15 protein-coding genes and 1 pseudogene are annotated in these 15,717 nt (G+C 68.0%); 4 read left to right on the top strand and 12 right to left on the bottom strand.

Annotation, left to right across the window (positions count from 1 at the left end):
• Positions 1–6: 6 nt before the first annotated feature.
• The 5 genes from PT015_RS02155 to PT015_RS02135 form a co-directional block, all read right to left on the bottom strand.
• Positions 7–1,197, bottom strand: a complete 1,191-nt coding sequence (locus tag PT015_RS02155) for a lipid-transfer protein (RefSeq protein ID WP_285188493.1) — start codon at positions 1,195–1,197, stop codon at positions 7–9.
• 109 nt (positions 1,198–1,306) lie between these two features.
• The gene (locus PT015_RS02150) at positions 1,307–1,888 is read right to left on the bottom strand and encodes a TetR/AcrR family transcriptional regulator (RefSeq protein ID WP_285190884.1); all 582 of its coding nucleotides are present in this window, start codon (positions 1,886–1,888) and stop codon (positions 1,307–1,309) included.
• 135 nt (positions 1,889–2,023) lie between these two features.
• Positions 2,024–2,863, bottom strand: a complete 840-nt coding sequence (truB, locus tag PT015_RS02145; protein WP_285190882.1) for a tRNA pseudouridine(55) synthase TruB — start codon at positions 2,861–2,863, stop codon at positions 2,024–2,026.
• Between the two features lie 53 nt (positions 2,864–2,916).
• On the bottom strand, positions 2,917–3,591 hold the full coding sequence (gene pptT / locus PT015_RS02140; RefSeq protein ID WP_285188491.1) for a 4'-phosphopantetheinyl transferase PptT: 675 nt from the start codon (positions 3,589–3,591) through the stop codon (positions 2,917–2,919).
• Positions 3,592–3,596: 5 nt separating this feature from the next.
• Positions 3,597–4,565, bottom strand: a complete 969-nt coding sequence (locus tag PT015_RS02135) for a metallophosphoesterase family protein (protein WP_285188490.1) — start codon at positions 4,563–4,565, stop codon at positions 3,597–3,599.
• 154 nt (positions 4,566–4,719) lie between these two features.
• Here PT015_RS02135 and PT015_RS02130 point away from each other — a divergent pair, with 154 nt between their 5' ends.
• Genes PT015_RS02130 through PT015_RS02120 form a run of 3 tightly spaced genes read left to right on the top strand, consistent with a single transcriptional unit; the run spans position 4,720 to position 7,972 of the window.
• Positions 4,720–5,301 (top strand): DUF3558 domain-containing protein, encoded by a 582-nt coding sequence (locus PT015_RS02130; protein ID WP_285188489.1) that lies wholly within the window; start codon positions 4,720–4,722, stop codon positions 5,299–5,301.
• Positions 5,302–5,336: 35 nt separating this feature from the next.
• A complete protein-coding gene (locus PT015_RS02125) occupies positions 5,337–6,986 on the top strand; it encodes a CocE/NonD family hydrolase (RefSeq protein ID WP_285188488.1) in 1,650 nt (549 codons plus the stop codon).
• Complete coding sequence (locus PT015_RS02120) at positions 6,986–7,972, top strand: alpha/beta fold hydrolase (RefSeq protein ID WP_285188487.1); 987 nt, start codon at positions 6,986–6,988, stop codon at positions 7,970–7,972. The genes PT015_RS02125 and PT015_RS02120 overlap by 1 nt, the downstream gene beginning before the upstream one ends.
• Before the next feature lie 9 nt (positions 7,973–7,981).
• Here the strand turns inward: PT015_RS02120 and PT015_RS02115 are convergent, their stop codons facing one another.
• Entirely contained in the window at positions 7,982–8,533 is a 552-nt protein-coding gene (locus PT015_RS02115) for a DUF1802 family protein (protein WP_285188485.1), read from the bottom strand.
• Positions 8,530–8,781: a DUF2277 family protein gene (locus PT015_RS02110; protein WP_285188484.1), complete on the bottom strand. Its 252-nt coding sequence runs from the start codon at positions 8,779–8,781 to the stop codon at positions 8,530–8,532. The genes PT015_RS02115 and PT015_RS02110 overlap by 4 nt, the downstream gene beginning before the upstream one ends.
• 40 nt (positions 8,782–8,821) lie before the next feature.
• Here PT015_RS02110 and PT015_RS02105 point away from each other — a divergent pair, with 40 nt between their 5' ends.
• Complete coding sequence (locus tag PT015_RS02105) at positions 8,822–9,574, top strand: enoyl-CoA hydratase (RefSeq protein ID WP_285188482.1); 753 nt, start codon at positions 8,822–8,824, stop codon at positions 9,572–9,574.
• A gap of 20 nt (positions 9,575–9,594) precedes the next feature.
• On the opposite strand, the gene PT015_RS02100 is transcribed toward PT015_RS02105, so the two are convergent.
• The 5 genes and pseudogenes from PT015_RS02100 to infB all read right to left on the bottom strand — a co-directional run bounded on the left by PT015_RS02100 (position 9,595) and on the right by infB (position 15,694).
• On the bottom strand, positions 9,595–10,137 hold the full coding sequence (locus tag PT015_RS02100) for a sugar O-acetyltransferase (RefSeq protein WP_285188480.1): 543 nt from the start codon (positions 10,135–10,137) through the stop codon (positions 9,595–9,597).
• Complete coding sequence (locus PT015_RS02095) at positions 10,134–11,453, bottom strand: MATE family efflux transporter (RefSeq protein WP_285188479.1); 1,320 nt, start codon at positions 11,451–11,453, stop codon at positions 10,134–10,136. The genes PT015_RS02100 and PT015_RS02095 overlap by 4 nt, the downstream gene beginning before the upstream one ends.
• Complete coding sequence (locus tag PT015_RS02090; protein WP_285188478.1) at positions 11,450–12,445, bottom strand: DHH family phosphoesterase; 996 nt, start codon at positions 12,443–12,445, stop codon at positions 11,450–11,452. Before PT015_RS02090 ends, PT015_RS02095 begins: the two co-directional genes overlap by 4 nt.
• Positions 12,423–12,980, bottom strand: coding sequence for a 30S ribosome-binding factor RbfA (gene rbfA / locus PT015_RS02085; RefSeq protein ID WP_285188477.1), 558 nt, complete (start codon positions 12,978–12,980; stop codon positions 12,423–12,425). The genes PT015_RS02090 and rbfA overlap by 23 nt, the downstream gene beginning before the upstream one ends.
• Positions 12,981–13,010: 30 nt before the next feature.
• Positions 13,011–15,694, bottom strand: a pseudogene (infB, locus tag PT015_RS02080) (translation initiation factor IF-2).
• Positions 15,695–15,717 lie beyond the last annotated feature (23 nt).

Raw genomic sequence — 15,717 nt, 5'->3', positions numbered from 1 at the left:
TGTGTTTTAGCGTTCGGCCCGCTGGTATGCGGTGACGACGGCCGCGCCGCCGAGTCCGATGTTGTGTTGCAGTGCGGCGGTGACGTTGTCGACCTGTCGCTTGTCGGCCGTGCCGCGCAGCTGCCAGGTGAGCTCGGCGCACTGCGCCAGCCCGGTGGCGCCCAACGGGTGACCCTTCGAGATGAGGCCGCCGGACGGGTTGACCACCCACCGGCCGCCGTAGGTGACGTCGCCGTTGTCGATCAGCTTGGGCGCCTCACCTTCAGCGCACAGCCCTAGCGCTTCGTAGAGCAGCAGTTCGTTGGCCGAGAAGCAGTCGTGCAACTCGATGACCTGAAACTCCTCGGGACCGAGGCCGGACTGGTCGTAAACGCTTTGCGCGGCGTGCACATTCATGTGGTAGCCGATCAGCCCCTTGCAGGTGCCGTCGAAGCTGTTCTTGAAGTCCGTCGTCATCGACTGCCCGACGATCTCCACCGCCTGGCCGGCCAGGTTGTGCTTGTCGACGAACGCCTCCGAGGCCAGGATCGCCGCGCCGGAGCCGTCCGAGGTCGGCGAGCACTGCAGCTTGGTCAACGGGTCGTAGATCATTCGCGCGCCGAGGATGTCGTCCAGCGAGTAGGACTCCTGGAACTGTGCGTACGGGTTGTTGACCGAATGCTTGTGGTTCTTGTAGCCGATCTTCGCGAAATGCTCTGCGGTGCTGCCGTATTGCTGCATGTGCTCGCGGCCGGCGGCGCCGAACATCCACGGTGCCGGTGGGAACAGCACCTCGGATATCTCGGCCATTGCCATGATGTGCTTTTCCATCGGATTGGTGCGGTCGTCGTAGGTCGACTCCAGCGAACCCGGCTTCATCTTCTCGAAGCCCAGCGCAATCGTGCAATCGGCCAGCCCGCCGCGAATCGCTTGCGCGGCAAGGTAGAGCGCGGTCGACCCGGTCGAACAATTGTTGTTGACGTTGACGATCGGGATGCCGCTCAGACCCAACTCGTAGAGCGCCCGCTGGCCCGAGGTCGACTCGCCGTAGACGTAGCCGACATAGCCTTGCTGGATCTCCGCGTAGTCGATCCCGGCGTCTTCGAGCGCCTTAGTGCCCGATTCCCGCGCCATGTCCGGATAGTCCCAATTCTCCCGGCGGCCCGGCTTTTCGAACTTCGTCATCCCCACACCGATGACGTAGACCTTGTGTGACATCACGCTCCCTTGATCCGACTGCGCCTCGAGTTCAAAACATACACACCTGATTGTATCTTTGCAAAAGGGCAGCGTTCGGCGCGTTTCGTGGTGAGTGCGAGGGGGGGATTCAGTCCACGTAGTCGGCGGCGAGCAGGCCGGCCACGATCGGCCGCAGCTGGTCGCAGGCGCGATCCCACCGCCGGCGGGCGCGGGCCGAATCGCGATCGACAAAGCTCGCCAGCAGAATTCCCCGCAGCGCGTCCATCGCCGTGTACACGAAGTTGCGCAGGTCTTTCCGCGCGGCGTGATTGGGTACCAATTGGGCGATCGCCGAGATCAGCGTGCCGTTGACCAACGGCTCCACCCGCTCGACGTGGGCGGCCAGCACGGGGTCGGTGCGCGCCGCGACCCAAAGCTCAACGGTCGCAACGAACATCGGGCCCTGGTGGGACTCCCAGAGGAAATCCAGCACCGTCGAGATCGGATCGCTACTGTCTTCCACGCGGCCGAACTCGCGCATCGCGGTCTGCACCCGTTGTTGCGCCAGGTGCTCGATGGCGGCGACCACCAGGTCTTCCTTGGAACGGAAGTGATGGATCTGCGCTCCCCTGGTGACGCCGGCGCGTTCGGCAACGCGGGGCGTGGTGGTGCCGGCGTAGCCGTAGGTGACCAGGCATTCGATCGTGGCGTCGAGCAGGCGCGCCCGCATGGCGGCGCTGCGCTCCGCCTGCGTGCGCCGGACCCGTCTTTCGCCGACCTCCGCCACCTGCCCTACCGCCTGACCCTTGCCGCAACACTTACATTCCATTGAGAATGTTACCGGACCGCACCGGCCGTTGTGTCGTTATAGATTTGCCGGCCTGATGACGACCACCGACTTCGTCCTCGAAGCCTCGTCGCGCAGCAGCGCAATGACCCGCCCGTCGGTGGTGTGCGCGGCGTAGACGCCGTCGATGCCCGCCGGGCCAAGGGCCCGCCCGTTGGCTACCGAATCGGCCTCGTCGCCGGAGAGTGACCGGTGCGGGAACAGTTCCAGACAAGCATCGTCGAGAGTCACGCTCAATTGCGGCTTTTCGGAGAGATCGTCAAGCGACCTGGCCACGTCGATACCGAACCGACCGACTGCGGTACGGCGCAACGCCGTCAGATGACCGCCCACCGCCAGCGTCGCACCGACGTCGCGGGCCAGGGCGCGGATGTAAGTGCCCGACGAGCAGTCCACCTCGACGTCGACGTCGACGAGTTCATCGTGACGACGCACCCCTGTCACGTCGAACCGGTGGATCGTCACGGGCCGTGCGGGCAATTCGACCGCCCGGCCTTCCCGGGCCAGCCGGTAGGCGCGTTGCCCATCGACCTTGATCGCGCTGACCGCCGACGGGACCTGTTCGATGTCGCCGCGCAGTTCCGCGACCGCCGCCTCGATCGCCCCGTCCGCGACCCCGCGGGCCGAAACCTGTTGGGTGATATCGCCTTCCGCGTCTTCGGTGGACGTGGACTGGCCGAGCCGAATCGTGGCCGCATAGGACTTCGACGTCTCGGTGACCAGGCCGAGGATCTTGGTCGCGCGCTCGATGCCGATCACCAGCACCCCGGTCGCCATCGGGTCCAGCGTGCCGGCGTGCCCGACCCGACGGGTCTTGAAGATGCGCCGACATCGGCCCACCACGTCATGACTCGTCATACCGGCCGGCTTGTCGACAATGACGAGGCCTGGGTTCACTGGCCTTGTCACGTTCACAGGGTGATAGCCGTCAGTACCAGGTCGCGGTCGACCGACCACCGGCCGGCCAGGGTGCTCAGCGGCGGTCCGGCGAGCGTGTCGCCGTCGATCAGGATCGTCGACTCGAACGCCCCGGCGGATCCGGAGTCGTCGACGGTGAAGGTGATGTGTGCGTCCTCGAATCCGAGCCAGCGCTTGGTCAACGGGAACCACGCCTTGTACGTTGCTTCCTTGGCGCAAAACAGGATTCGATCCCAATGCGTTCCGGGCGGCAACGCTTTCAGCTCGGCCCGCTCGGCCGGCAGGCTGATCGCGTCCAACACACCGTCGGGCAGCACGTCGTGCGGCTCGGCGTCGACCCCCACCGAGCGGACCGCAGCGACCTTCCCGACCACCGCGCCACGGTAGCCGGCGGTGTGGGTGATGCTGCCGACCACTCCGTTCGGCCAGCACGGTTCGCCCTTCTCGCCCTTGAGGATCGGCACGGGTGGAAAGCCGAGCTCGCCCAACGCAATTCGCGCGCAGTACCGGACCGTGATGAACTCATTGCGCCGTTTGGCCACCGACCGTTCGATCAGCGGCTCCTCCTCGGCCAGCGGCGTCAATCCCGGTGGGTCGGAGTACAACTCGGCGCAGGCCAGCTCGGCGATGTCGGGCAGCACGGCAGACATCAGGGTCGTCAGAGTCATTGCGACTACCGCTGCCGCAGACGGTCGCGGAACTGCTGGGCCTGCGCCTTCATCTCCGCGGTGATGACGAAATGCCCGCCGAAGTCATTGAGGTAACCGGGCGCGTACTGCGGGTCGGGCAGGATCTGGCGCAGCCAGCTGTACGGCTTGCGGCGCCGCCATTCGCGCGGGTAACCCACCGACACCTCTTCGAAGCGAACGTCGTCGTACCAGGTGGTCCGCGGGATGTGCAGGTGCCCGTAGACCGAGCAGACCGCGTTGTAGCGGGTGTGCCAGTCCGCGGTCTCGGTGGTGCCGCACCACAGCGAGAACTCCGGCAGGAACAGCGCGTCGCAGGGCTGGCGCACCATCGGAAAATGGTTGACCAGCACGGTCGGATTCATCCAGTCCAGATCGTCGAGACGCTTGCGGGTGGCCGCGACCCGCTCGCGGCACCACGCCTCGCGCGTCGGGTACGGATCCGGTGAGAGTAGGAATTCATCGGTGCACACGACGTTGCGCTCCCGCGCGATCGCCATGCCCTCGGCCTTGGTCGTCGCGCCTCTCGGCAGAAACGAGTAGTCGTAGAGCAGGAACAGCGGCACGATCGTCGCCGGGCCGCCGCGCTCGGTCCAGACTGGGAAGGGATGCTCCGGGCTCACCACTCCCAGTTCGTCGCAGATGTTGACCAGGTAGTCGTACCGGTCGCGGCCGAAGACCTGCATGGGGTCCTTGGTGGTGGTCCACAGCTCGTGGTTGCCCGGCACCCAGATGACCTTCGCGAACCGCCGTCGCAGCAGGTCCAGCGCCCAGCGGATCTCGTCGGTGCGCTCCGCGACGTCGCCGCACACGATCAGCCAGTCGTCGGGCGTCGACGGATACAGGGATTCGGTGACCGGCTTGTTGCCGACGTGACCGGTGTGCAGGTCCGAGACCGCCCACAGCGTCGGCTGCCGTGCGGTCGGGGGCTGCTGCCCGTGTTCTTCCCAAGCCACGACTCCCCAGCCTAACGGCTGGTCGCCGAGCGAGACGTGACGCGCCCACCGCGGTGGACTAGAACAGGTTCTCGTTTACTCTGTGGCGGCGCGGGTGCGACTTGTAAGCTTCCCGCAGAAACCCGAGCACGTCCGGCGAGCACGAAGGGGTGTCATGGTCGGCAAGTTGCGCCTGCTTGCGGCGCTCGGCGCCCTGATCACCGCCGTGGTCGTGGTATTTCAGAGCGCGCCGCCCGCCCCGACTGCGGCGTCACGGGTGGACCTGCGCTCCACCGCGGCCCCGATGGAGCCGGCGACCACGATGAAGAGTCCGATCATCGCGACGACCGACCCGAGCCCGTTCGACCCGTGCAAGGACATCCCGTTCGACGTGGTGCAGCGGCTGGGGCTCGGCTTCACCCCGCCGATTCCCGAAGAGGGCCTGCGCTGCCACTTTGACGCGGGCAACTACCAGCTGGCGGTCGAGCCGATCGTGTGGCGGAAGTACGACCAGTCGCTGCCGGCCGACGCCATCGAGACCACCATCGCCGGCCACCGCGCCGCCCAGTGGTGGAATCTCAAGCCCACGTACCACAACAGCTACTTCTACTTCTCCTGCATGGTGGCGTTCAAGACCAGCTACGGGGTCATCCAGCAGTCGCTGTTCTACTCGACGATCTACTCCAGCCCGGAGGTCGACTGCCCGGCGACCAATCTGCAGCGCGCCAACGAGCTTGCGCCGTACTACAAGTTCTAGTCCCGCTGTCGCGGTCGCCGCCCTAACCTGATGCAGTGACGACCACTTCCGACCAGCCCGCCGGTTCGACGCTGCGCACCCTGCCCCGACGGCTCGCCGGTCGGGCGCTCACCAAGACCTTGCGGCTGCCGTCGCCGACCACCAGCTATACCGTGAGCGAGGTCAAGGTCCCGATGCGCGACGGCGTCGAGCTGGTGACCGACGTCTACGAGCCCACCACGGAGGCGGTCGGCACCCTGCTGGTCCGCGGACCCTACGGCCGCGCGTTCCCGTTCTCGATCGTGTTCGCCGACCTGCATGTGGCCCGGGGATATCGGGTCGTATTGCAGAGCGTGCGAGGCACATTCGGGTCAGGCGGAGATTTCTCGCCGATGGTCAACGAGGCTGCCGACGGCGCCGACACCGTGGAGTGGATGCGGCGCCAACCCTGGTGGAAGGGCCGCTTCGCCACCATCGGCATCTCCTACCTGGGCTTCACCCAGTGGGCGTTGCTGCAGGATCCGCCCCCCGAGCTGGCGGCAGCCGTGATCACCGCCGGACCGCACGATCTCAGTTTGTCCACCTGGGGCACGGGCGCGTTCTCCGTCAACGACTTCCTCAATTGGAGCCACCTCGTCGCGCACCAGGAAGACGGCAACATGCTCGTCGCCGGTGTGCGTCAGCTGCGCGCGCAGCGGAACATCACGCGCGCGGCGGCCGAAGCGCCGCTGGGCGCAGCCGGACGGGCGTTGCTCGGTGCCGGCGCGCCGTGGTGGGAATCGTGGCTGACGCCACCGGCTGACGACAACCCGTTCTGGGACCCGTTGAACGTCGAGTCCGCGCTGGACCGCGTCCAGGTGCCGACCCTTCTGCTCAGTGGCTGGCAGGACCTCTTCTTGCCGCAGACGCTGCACCAGTTCGCATACCTCCGTGAACGGGGGGTCGACGTCGCGCTGACCATGGGGCCCTGGGCCCACAGCCAGTTGCTGATGGGAGGCCTGACCATGGTCGCCCGCGAGACCCAGGAGTGGCTGGACAACCACCTGGCGGGACGGCCTGCGACCCCGCGCACCGGACGGTTCCGCTTCCACGTCGGGCACGAGGGCTGGCGCGAGCTTGCCGACTGGCCACCCGCCACCACGGCGCGCGAGCTGTATCTACAACCGGGCGGCGGGCTCGCCGACACCGCACCCGCGGCAGGATCGTCGGCCAGCTTCCGCTACGACCCGGCCCACCCGACGCCGACGATCGGCGGGCGACTGCTCTCCCCCGACGGCGGCTACCGCGATGACACCGCGCTGGCGGCCCGCCGCGACGTGCTCAGCTTCACCAGTGATCCGCTGCCCGCCGACCTGGTCGTGCACGGCTGCCCGGTCGCCGACCTGGCGCACAGCTCCGACCACCCGTTCGTCGACGTCTTCGTCCGGGTCAGCGAGGTCGACGCGAAGGGCCGCTCACGCAACGTCAGCGACGGCTACCGGCGGCTGAGCCAGGCGGGCGATCAGGTTCGGCTCGAGCTCGACGCGATCTCGCACCGCTTCCGCGCCGAAACCCGCATCCGCGTGCTGATCGCGGGGGGCAGCCACCCGCGCTTCGATCGCAACCTCGGCAACGGTGAGCCCACGTTGACCGGGAGTCAACTGACACCGTCCACGCATGAGGTGCACTTCGGTGCCTCGCGGATCGTGTTGCCGGTCGAGTCCTGATGTCCGCCTTCGACGAATGGCGAAGCGGCGGAACGGAAATACGGTGGCAGTCGACGACGGCCGCGAACTCCGGCGCCGAGGTGACCGTCTTCACCCGGCGCTGTGGCACTCCCGGGGCGCCGGCGTTGGTCTGCGTGCACGGGTTTCCGACGGCGAGCGTTGACTTCCAGGCGTTGACTCGCGAACTCCACGCCGATTTCGACATCTACCTGCTCGACTTTCCCGGCTATGGCCTCTCTGACAAACCGGGCGCGCCGTATACGTATTCGCTGTACGACGATGCACGCCTGCTGATCCATGCCACCGCGCAACTGTGGCAGCTGACCGACTACACGATGCTGACTCACGATCGCGGGACGAGCATCGGCATGATCGCGTTGTCGATACTCGAGGACCACCCGGATGCGGCCCCGCCGTCCGCAGCCATCTTCACGAACGCGAATATCTATCTGCCGCTTGCCAATTTGACCGGGTTCCAGAATGCGCTGCTGGATCCGACGGTCGCGCGCAGCACCGCACGTGCAACCACGCCGGAGATGCTGGCCGCGGGCATGGGGTTCACCACCTTCATGCCACGGCGGGACATGAGCGATCCCGAAATCGCATCCCTGGCACAGTGTTTCGCACACAACGATCAGATGGCGGTGCTGCCGGACACCATCCAGTATCTGAACGAGCGCGCGGCCGACGAAACCAATTGGCTGCAGGCACTGTCCGCGAGCACCGTCGACACCACGCTGGTGTGGGGCCTGCACGACACCGTCGCGCCGGTGCGGGTGGCAAACTACGTGTGGCAGGAATTCCTCAGGGCCAAACCCGGATTGAATCGCTATTGGATACTGCCGAGCGCCGATCACTACCTCCAGTGCGATGCGCCGGAGCAGCTGGCCGATGTCGTGCGACTGAGCACGTCCGGCGAGCAGGTCTCGCTGGGCACGGTCGGCGACTGGCCGGCCGGCGCCGTGCTCGTCGACCAAACACCCTGACTCGCATCGCTATTCGATAGCCGCGCGGACGCGGTCGGCGACCTCGCGCAGCGCCGCATCGTCGTGCACCGGGTCGCCCAGCGGCGGATCGGACAGCGGAAGCGGAACCCAACTGGTGCACCCGGCATAGTCCGGCAGCCGCGGCAGGGTCACCGGTTCGAGCAGCGGGAAGGCCTGCACGACCAGCACGGCGAGTCGACGCTTCGGACGAAAGTCCAACCGGTCACGGCGGACCGACTCAGCGGTCCAGATGTGCAGGTCTTCGATCGTATCGATGTTCTCCGGGCGGTTGACCGGCAGTGCTGCAACGACTTTCGCCGCCGCCCGCACCACGAGACGGTCCGCGGTGCTGTCGGGGGCCGCGGCGTCAAGGAGGTCGCGAAACTCCGGACGAACGCGCTCGGCATGGGTGTGCGCGACCGTCGGGAAGATCAGGAATTCGCGAGCAGCAACGTCGAACCGCTTCTCGCCGATCCCGCCCTTACGTAGCAGTATCTGCTGCCGGCCGGCCAGCAATGCATGCACGGCAGCGCCCCACTCTTTGAGTGCGGGCGCGCTCACCTGGCGGCGGCGAGGCGGCGCAACGGCGGGTCGGTCTTGGGCGGCTGGCGGCGCTCCGGCAACGCGTCCAGCAGCCGGGTCGTGGTGGCGGCGACCTCGGCGACCGCCGCCTCGAACGCCTCTGCGTTGGCCGCCGACGGTCGGGTGAAGCCGCTGACCTTGCGGATGTATTGCCTGGCCGCCGCCTCGATCTCCGCGGTGGTCGCTTTCGGCTCGAGGCCGCGCAGTTCGGTGATGTTTCGGCACATGCTTTCAACGATAGGTCGAGCGGTGACTACGGTTGCGGTTATGACGACCAACGACATTCTGTTGATCAGCACCGACGATCGGGTGCGAACCCTGACCCTGAACCGGCCGCAATCGCGTAATGCGTTGTCGTCCGCGCTGCGGGACCAGTTCTTCGGCGCGCTGGCCGACGCGGAAACCGACGACGACGTCGACGTGCTGATCGTCACCGGGACCGACCCGGTGTTCTGCGCCGGGCTGGACCTCAAGGAGCTGGGCGGTCAGACGGCGCTGCCGGACATCTCGCCGCGCTGGCCGGCGTTGAGCAAGCCCGTCATCGGCGCGATCAACGGCGCGGCCGTCACCGGCGGGCTCGAGCTGACGCTGTACTGCGACATCCTGATCGCCTCCGAGCAGGCGCGGTTCGCCGACACCCACGCACGCGTGGGCTTGCTGCCGACGTGGGGGCTCAGCGTTCGACTTCCCCAGAAGGTCGGCATCGGCCTGGCCCGGCGGATGAGCCTGACGGGTGACTACCTGTCCGCGCAGGACGCCCTGCGCGCCGGTCTGGTCACCGAGGTCGTGCCGCACGACCAACTGCTGCCCGCCGCGCACAAGGTGGCCGAGAGCATCGTCGGGAACAACCAGGGCGCGGTGCGTGCGCTGCTGTCCTCGTATCACCGGATCGACGACGCGAACACCGGCGAAGGCCTGTGGCTGGAAGCGACTGCGGCCCGGGCGTTTCGGACCTCCGGCGACGACATCGCCGCCAACCGCGAGGCGGTGCTGCAGCGCGGACGCGCCCAGGTGCGCTAGGCACTGCGGTCTATGGGCCGTCAGGGTTCCAGCGATCGGATCACCCGGCACGGATTGCCGGCCGCGAGCACATTCGGCGGTACGTCGCGGGTGACGACGCTTCCCGCTCCGATCACCGTGTTGTCGCCGATGCTCACGCCCGCGCAGACGATGACGCCCGCCGCGAGCCAAACATTGTCACCGATGGCTATCGGCAACGCGGATTCCCAACCGGCCCGCCGGGATTCGTGGTCGTCGACCGGATGCAGCGCCGTGAGAAGTTGTACGCGCGGGCCGATCTGCACATCGCGGCCGATGGTGATCGCCGCGCAGTCGAGGAAGACCGCGTCGTAGTTGACGAAACAACCTGCGCCGACGCTGATCTGCTCGCCGTAGTCGCACAGGAACCGGGGAAGGATCTCCGATCCCTCGCCCAGCGATCCGAGCAAGCCCTGCAGCACCTCTGACTCGCCGGCGTTGAACCTTGCCAGCACGCGCTGGCATTCCCTTCGGGCGGCGGACAATTCGGGATCGTCGGCGCGGTACGGCGCACCGCTCAGCATCAGTTCGCGTTGCGTCGTCATTGCCCGGTCACCACCCAGCGGCCCGACACGGCTCGCCAGCCGACGAAGATCAGCCGCAGAACGATGAATGCGCTCAGGCCAGACCAGATTCCGGCCAGCCCCCAGTCGAAGCGCAGCGCCAGCCAGATCGGCGGCAGAAAACCGACCAGCGCGCTCACCACCGTCGCCGTCCGCATGAACGCGGCATCCCCCGCACCCAGCAACACGCCGTCGAGCGCGAAAACCACACCAGCCAAGGGCAATTGAGCGACCAGGAACCACCAGGGCACCCCGACCGCGGCCAGCACCGAACTGTCGTCGGTGAACAAGCGCGGCAGCACGCCGGCACCGGCGGCGAACACCGCCGCGAGACCTGACGCGGCGACGGCCGACCAGACCGTCACCCGTCGCGCGGTGGAGATCGCGAGCGGGGCGTCGCCGGCCCCCAGCGCCGCGCCCACCAACGCCTGCGCCGCGATGGCCAGCGAATCCAGAACCAGTGCAAGGAAATTCCATAGCTGCAGCACCACCTGATGGGCGGCCACCGCCGCGGCACCGAACCGGGCCGCCACCGCCGCCGCGGACACGAAACAGGCCTGGAAGGCCAGCGTCCGGACCAGCAGGTCGCGTCCCAGCACGACCTGGGACGCCAGCGCATGACGGTCCATCCGTAGCGGCGTTCCCTCGGCCAGCAGTGCGCGTCCGAACAGCACGGCGGCCAGCCACTGACCCGACAGGTTGGCCACAGCCGACCCCGACAACCCGAGCCGCGGCAGTCCCAGCCAGCCGAACACCAGCAACGGACATAGCAGCGCCGACAACCCGAAGCCGGCGGCCACGTAGCGCAACGGGCGAACCGTGTCCTGCACGCCGCGCAACCAGCCATTACCGGCCAGCGACACCAGGATTGCGGGCGCGCCGATGATCGCGATGCGCAGCCACGGCAGCGCGGCTCGCGCGATGTCGGCCGAACCCGCGATGACCGATACCAGCGGAGCCGCGACGACCTGCACCACGACGACAATGACCAGGCCGAGCACCAACGCCAACCACGTCGCTTGCACGCCTTCGGCAACGGCGGCGGGGCGGTCGCCCGCGCCGAAGTGTCGCGCCGAACGCGCGGTGGTGCCGTAGGACAGAAAGGTCAGCTGCGAACCGACCATGCCGAGGACCAGTCCGCCGATCGCGAGCCCGGCCAGACTCAGCGCACCGAGGCGGCCGACGATCGCGGTGTCGAACAGTAGGTAGAGCGGTTCGGCGGCCAGCACGCCCAGGGCCGGTAGCGCCAGTTGCACGATCTGACGACCGCCCGGCTGCGTCCCTACCGACTTGTTCACCCCAGGGCGGCGCTCAGCGCGGCCACGACCTCGTCGGCCGAACCGGTAGTCGAGTAGCCGGCGGCCAGCCGGTGCCCGCCGCCTCCGAAGGTCGATGCGACTGCGGAGAGGTCGATCGCATCCTTGGCCCGCATGGACACCGACCAGTGTTGCGGCTCAATCTCTTTGAACACCGCGGCAACTTCGGCCTGCTGAGTGGTGCGGACGATGTCGACGATGCTTTCGACTTCCTCCGGACGCGCGTTGGCCCATTCCTGATTGGTGACGACCGCGTACACCAGGCCGCGGCCGCCGGCGGCGCCGGGCAACAACTGCGCCGAGCCGAGCACCCGAGACAGCATCGAAAGCCATGCGAAGGGGTGGGTGTCCATCAGCGACCGGGTGATCGCGGCGTTGTCGATGCCGATCTCGACCAGCCGGGCCGCCAGCCGGTACGCGTCCGCGCTGGCCCACCGGAACGATCCGGTGTCGGTGGTCAGGCCGGCGTACAGGCAGTACGCCACATCGGCGTCGATCGGCTTGTCCCACGCATCCAGCAGCTCAGCGACCATCATCGTGGTCGAATCCGCCGATGACTCAACGAAGTTCGCGGTACCGAACATCTGGTTGGACGCATGGTGGTCGATCACCAGCACCTCGTGCCCGCCGCCGGCCATGTCGCGCAGATCGCCGAGCCGATTCATGCTCGGAATATCCACGGTGACAACGAGATCGACGTCGCGGCGCATGGCGTTGGGGTCGACCAGCAACCGCCCGCCGGGCAATGACCGCAACGACTCCGGGAGCGCGGCCGGTGCCGCGAAACTGACCTCGACCGACTTGCCGCACCGGTCGAGCACCAACGCCAACGCGAGGCCCGCGCCTATGGTGTCGGCGTCGGGATGAACGTGACAGACCACCCCGACCGTCGACGCGGCATCCAGCACCTTGGCGGCGCCGATCGCGTCGACCCGTTGTGCCGCAGTGGATTCAGTCTTCGAGTTGATCGTCACCGGCGCCTTCCCCGATATCGGTTGGTGCCCCTTGGTCAATGTGCCCGACTCCTCCCCGAACCGCTTCGCGGTTCGCATCGTCGTCGTGCGGGTCTATGTGCTCATCGTCAGTCGTGCGGTACGGGTCCGCATCACCCGCCGGAGTCGCTCCCTCGCGCACCTTCGCCAGATCGGCGTCCGCGGCCCGCGCACGGGCCAGCAGCGCCTCCATCTTCTGTACGGAGTCGGACACCGTGTCGCGGGTGAAGGTCAGCGTCGGCGTGAAACGCACTCCGGTGCCGGCACCGACCTTGCTGCGCAACACACCCTTCGCGCGATCCAGCGCGGCGGCGGCCCCGTCGTAGTCAGGATCGTCATCCAGGGACGAGCCCATCACCGTGTAGTACAGCGTCGCGTCGTGCAGGTCGCCGGACAGCTTGGCGTCCACGATGGTGACTCCGACTAACCCCGGGTCCTTGATCTCGTACTCGATCGCCGACGCGACGATCTCAGAGACCCGCTTGGCCAGCCGGCGCGCCCGCGCCGGGTCAGCCATGCCGCAGGTTCAGCTTGTCGGAGCTCATACTCAGACGCGCTCCTTTTCCACGAGCTCGTAGGTTTCGATGACGTCGCCCTCTTTGAGGTCGGAGTAGGTCAGCGTCAGACCGCATTCGTAGCCGTCGCGGACCTCGGTGACGTCGTCCTTCTCCCGCCGCAGCGACGACACCGTGAGGTTCTCGGCCACCACGATGTTGTCCCGCAGCAGCCGGGCCTTGGCGTTGCGGCGCATGATCCCCGACTGCACGAGGCAACCAGCGATGACACCGACCTTGGACGACCGGAACAGCTGACGGATCTCGGCGCGACCCAGCTCGTTCTCTTCGTAGACCGGCTTGAGCATGCCCTTGAGCGCGCTCTGGATCTCGTCGATCGCCTGGTAGATCACCGAGTAGTAGCGGATGTCGACGCCCTCGCGGTTGGCCAGCTCGGTGGCCTTGCCCTCCGCCCGGACGTTGAACCCGATGATGATCGCGTCCGAGGCCGACGCCAGGTTGACGTTGGTCTCGGTGACGCCACCGACACCGCGGTCGATGACGCGCAGCGCCACCTCGTCGTCGATCTCGATACCCAGCAGCGCTTCCTCCAGAGCCTCGACGGTTCCGGAGTTGTCGCCCTTCAGGATCAGGTTCAGCTGGCTGGTTTCCTTCAGCGCCGCATCCAGGTCGTCCAGGCTGATGCGCTTCCGCGAGCGGGCGGCCAGCGCGTTGCGCTTGCGCGCGCTGCGCCGGTCGGCGATCTGACGGGCGATCCGGTCCTCGTCGACGACGAGCAGGTTGTCACCCGCGCCGGGCACCGAGGTGAAACCGATGACCTGAACGGGCCGCGACGGCAGCGCCTCTTCGACGTCGTCGCCGTGCTCGTCGACCATGCGCCGGACGCGACCGTAGGCGTCGCCGGCCACGATCGAGTCGCCGACCCGCAGCGTTCCGCGCTGGATCAGCACGGTGGCCACCGGCCCGCGACCGCGGTCGAGGTGCGCCTCGATGGCCACACCCTGGGCTTCCATGTCAGGGTTGGCCCGCAGGTCCAGGGCGGCGTCGGCAGTCAACAGCACCGCCTCTTCCAGTGCCTCGATGTTGGTGCCGGCCTTGGCGGAGATGTCGACGAACATCGTGTCGCCACCGAAATCCTCTGCCACCAAGCCGTATTCGGTGAGCTGGGCCCGAATCTTGGACGGGTCGGCGCCTTCCTTGTCGATCTTGTTGACCGCCACCACGATGGGCACGTCGGCCGCTTGCGCGTGGTTGATCGCCTCCACCGTCTGCGGCATGACGCCGTCGTCGGCGGCGACCACCAGGATCGCGATGTCGGTGGCCTTGGCGCCACGGGCACGCATGGCGGTGAACGCCTCATGGCCCGGGGTGTCGATGAAGGTGATCGGCCGCTCGTTGCCTTCGAAGTCGACGGTCACCTGGTAGGCACCGATGTGCTGGGTGATGCCACCGGCCTCGCCCTCGCGGACGCTGGCGTTACGGATGGTGTCCAGCAGTCGCGTCTTACCGTGGTCGACGTGACCCATGACGGTCACCACCGGCGGCCGCTGCTCGAGGTCTTCTTCGCCGCCCTCGTCTTCGCCGTAGGTGAGGTCGAAGGACTCCAGTAGTTCGCGGTCCTCGTCCTCGGGGCTGACGACCTGGACGACGTAGTTCATCTCGCTGCCGAGCAGTTCGAGCGTCTCGTCGCCGACCGACTGCGTCGCGGTCACCATCTCGCCGAGGTTGAACAGCGCCTGCACCAGCGAGGCCGGGTTGGCGTCGATCTTCTCGGCGAAGTCGGACAGCGACGCGCCACGCGCGAGGCGGATGGTCTCGCCGTTGCCGTGCGGCAACCGCACGCCACCGACGACCGGCGCCTGCATGTTCTCGTATTCGGCGCGTTTTGCCCGCTTCGACTTACGGCCGCGTCGCGGCGCACCGCCGGGACGACCGAACGCACCGGCCGCGCCACCGCGCTGACCTGGGCGTCCACCGCCGCCACCGCCGGGACGACCGCGGTAACCGCCACCGCCACCGGGAGGGGCGCCGACTCCGCCGCCACCGCCGCCGCGGTAGTTACCGCCACCGCCACCACCCGGGCGACCGCCACCGGCGGGCGCGCCTGGCCGGCCGCCGGGGCCGGGCCGGGGGCCGCCGGGACGCGGCGGACGACCGGCGCCACTCGGGCGCGGCGGCATGTTGCCCGGTGAGGCACCGGGACGCGGGGCGCCGGGTCGCGGTGCACCCGGACGCGGGGCCTGGGGACGCGGCATGGCGGGTCGCTCGACGGGCTGCGCCGAGGAGAACGGGTTGTTGCCGACGCGCGGCGTGCGGGCCGCGGGCTTCGGCGCCGCCGGCCGCGGACCAGGGGTCGGGCCGGGGCGGGTGGCCGGGCCGGGCGCCGCAGCGGCGGGCGGCTGTTCGACAGCCGGTGCCGGCGGCGGGGCCGGGGTTCGGGTGCTGGCGGGGCAGCGGGCTTGGGGGCGGCGGGTTTCGCCGCCGGGGTTGCCGCTTTAGCGGCGGGCTTCGCGGCCGCCGCGCCGTTGCCGGACGCTTTCTCGGGAGCGGGTTTCCCGCCGCCGAAAGACTCGCGCAGTCGACGCGCCACCGGCGCTTCAACCGTCGAGGATGCGGATTTAACGAACTCGCCCTGTTCGCCTAGCCGAGCGAGAACTTCCTTGCTGGTAACACCGAGTTCCTTGGCCAACTCGTGTACGCGGGCCTTGCCTGCCACTACATCTCCTGTCTATGAGGCGA

Source organism: Candidatus Mycobacterium wuenschmannii, from assembly GCF_030252325.1.
Classification (GTDB): domain Bacteria; phylum Actinomycetota; class Actinomycetes; order Mycobacteriales; family Mycobacteriaceae; genus Mycobacterium; species Mycobacterium wuenschmannii.
Note: the sequence above shows the minus strand (reverse complement) of the source record. Positions and strands in the feature narration are given on the sequence as shown.

Bases quoted from the DNA above. Each gene is read 5' to 3' on its own strand.
- PT015_RS02120 (WP_285188487.1), top strand. From the start codon at position 6,986: ATGTCCGCCTTCGACGAATGGCGAAGCGGCGGAACGGAAATACGGTGG.
- PT015_RS02100 (WP_285188480.1), bottom strand. From the start codon at position 10,137: ATGACGACGCAACGCGAACTGATGCTGAGCGGTGCGCCGTACCGCGCC.
- PT015_RS02105 (WP_285188482.1), top strand. From the start codon at position 8,822: ATGACGACCAACGACATTCTGTTGATCAGCACCGACGATCGGGTGCGA.
- rbfA (WP_285188477.1), bottom strand. From the start codon at position 12,980: ATGGCTGACCCGGCGCGGGCGCGCCGGCTGGCCAAGCGGGTCTCTGAG.
- PT015_RS02150 (WP_285190884.1), bottom strand. From the start codon at position 1,888: ATGCGGGCGCGCCTGCTCGACGCCACGATCGAATGCCTGGTCACCTAC.
- truB (WP_285190882.1), bottom strand. From the start codon at position 2,863: ATGACGAGTCATGACGTGGTGGGCCGATGTCGGCGCATCTTCAAGACC.
- PT015_RS02155 (WP_285188493.1), bottom strand. From the start codon at position 1,197: ATGTCACACAAGGTCTACGTCATCGGTGTGGGGATGACGAAGTTCGAA.
- PT015_RS02130 (WP_285188489.1), top strand. From the start codon at position 4,720: ATGGTCGGCAAGTTGCGCCTGCTTGCGGCGCTCGGCGCCCTGATCACC.
- pptT (WP_285188491.1), bottom strand. From the start codon at position 3,591: ATGACTCTGACGACCCTGATGTCTGCCGTGCTGCCCGACATCGCCGAG.
- PT015_RS02110 (WP_285188484.1), bottom strand. From the start codon at position 8,781: ATGTGCCGAAACATCACCGAACTGCGCGGCCTCGAGCCGAAAGCGACC.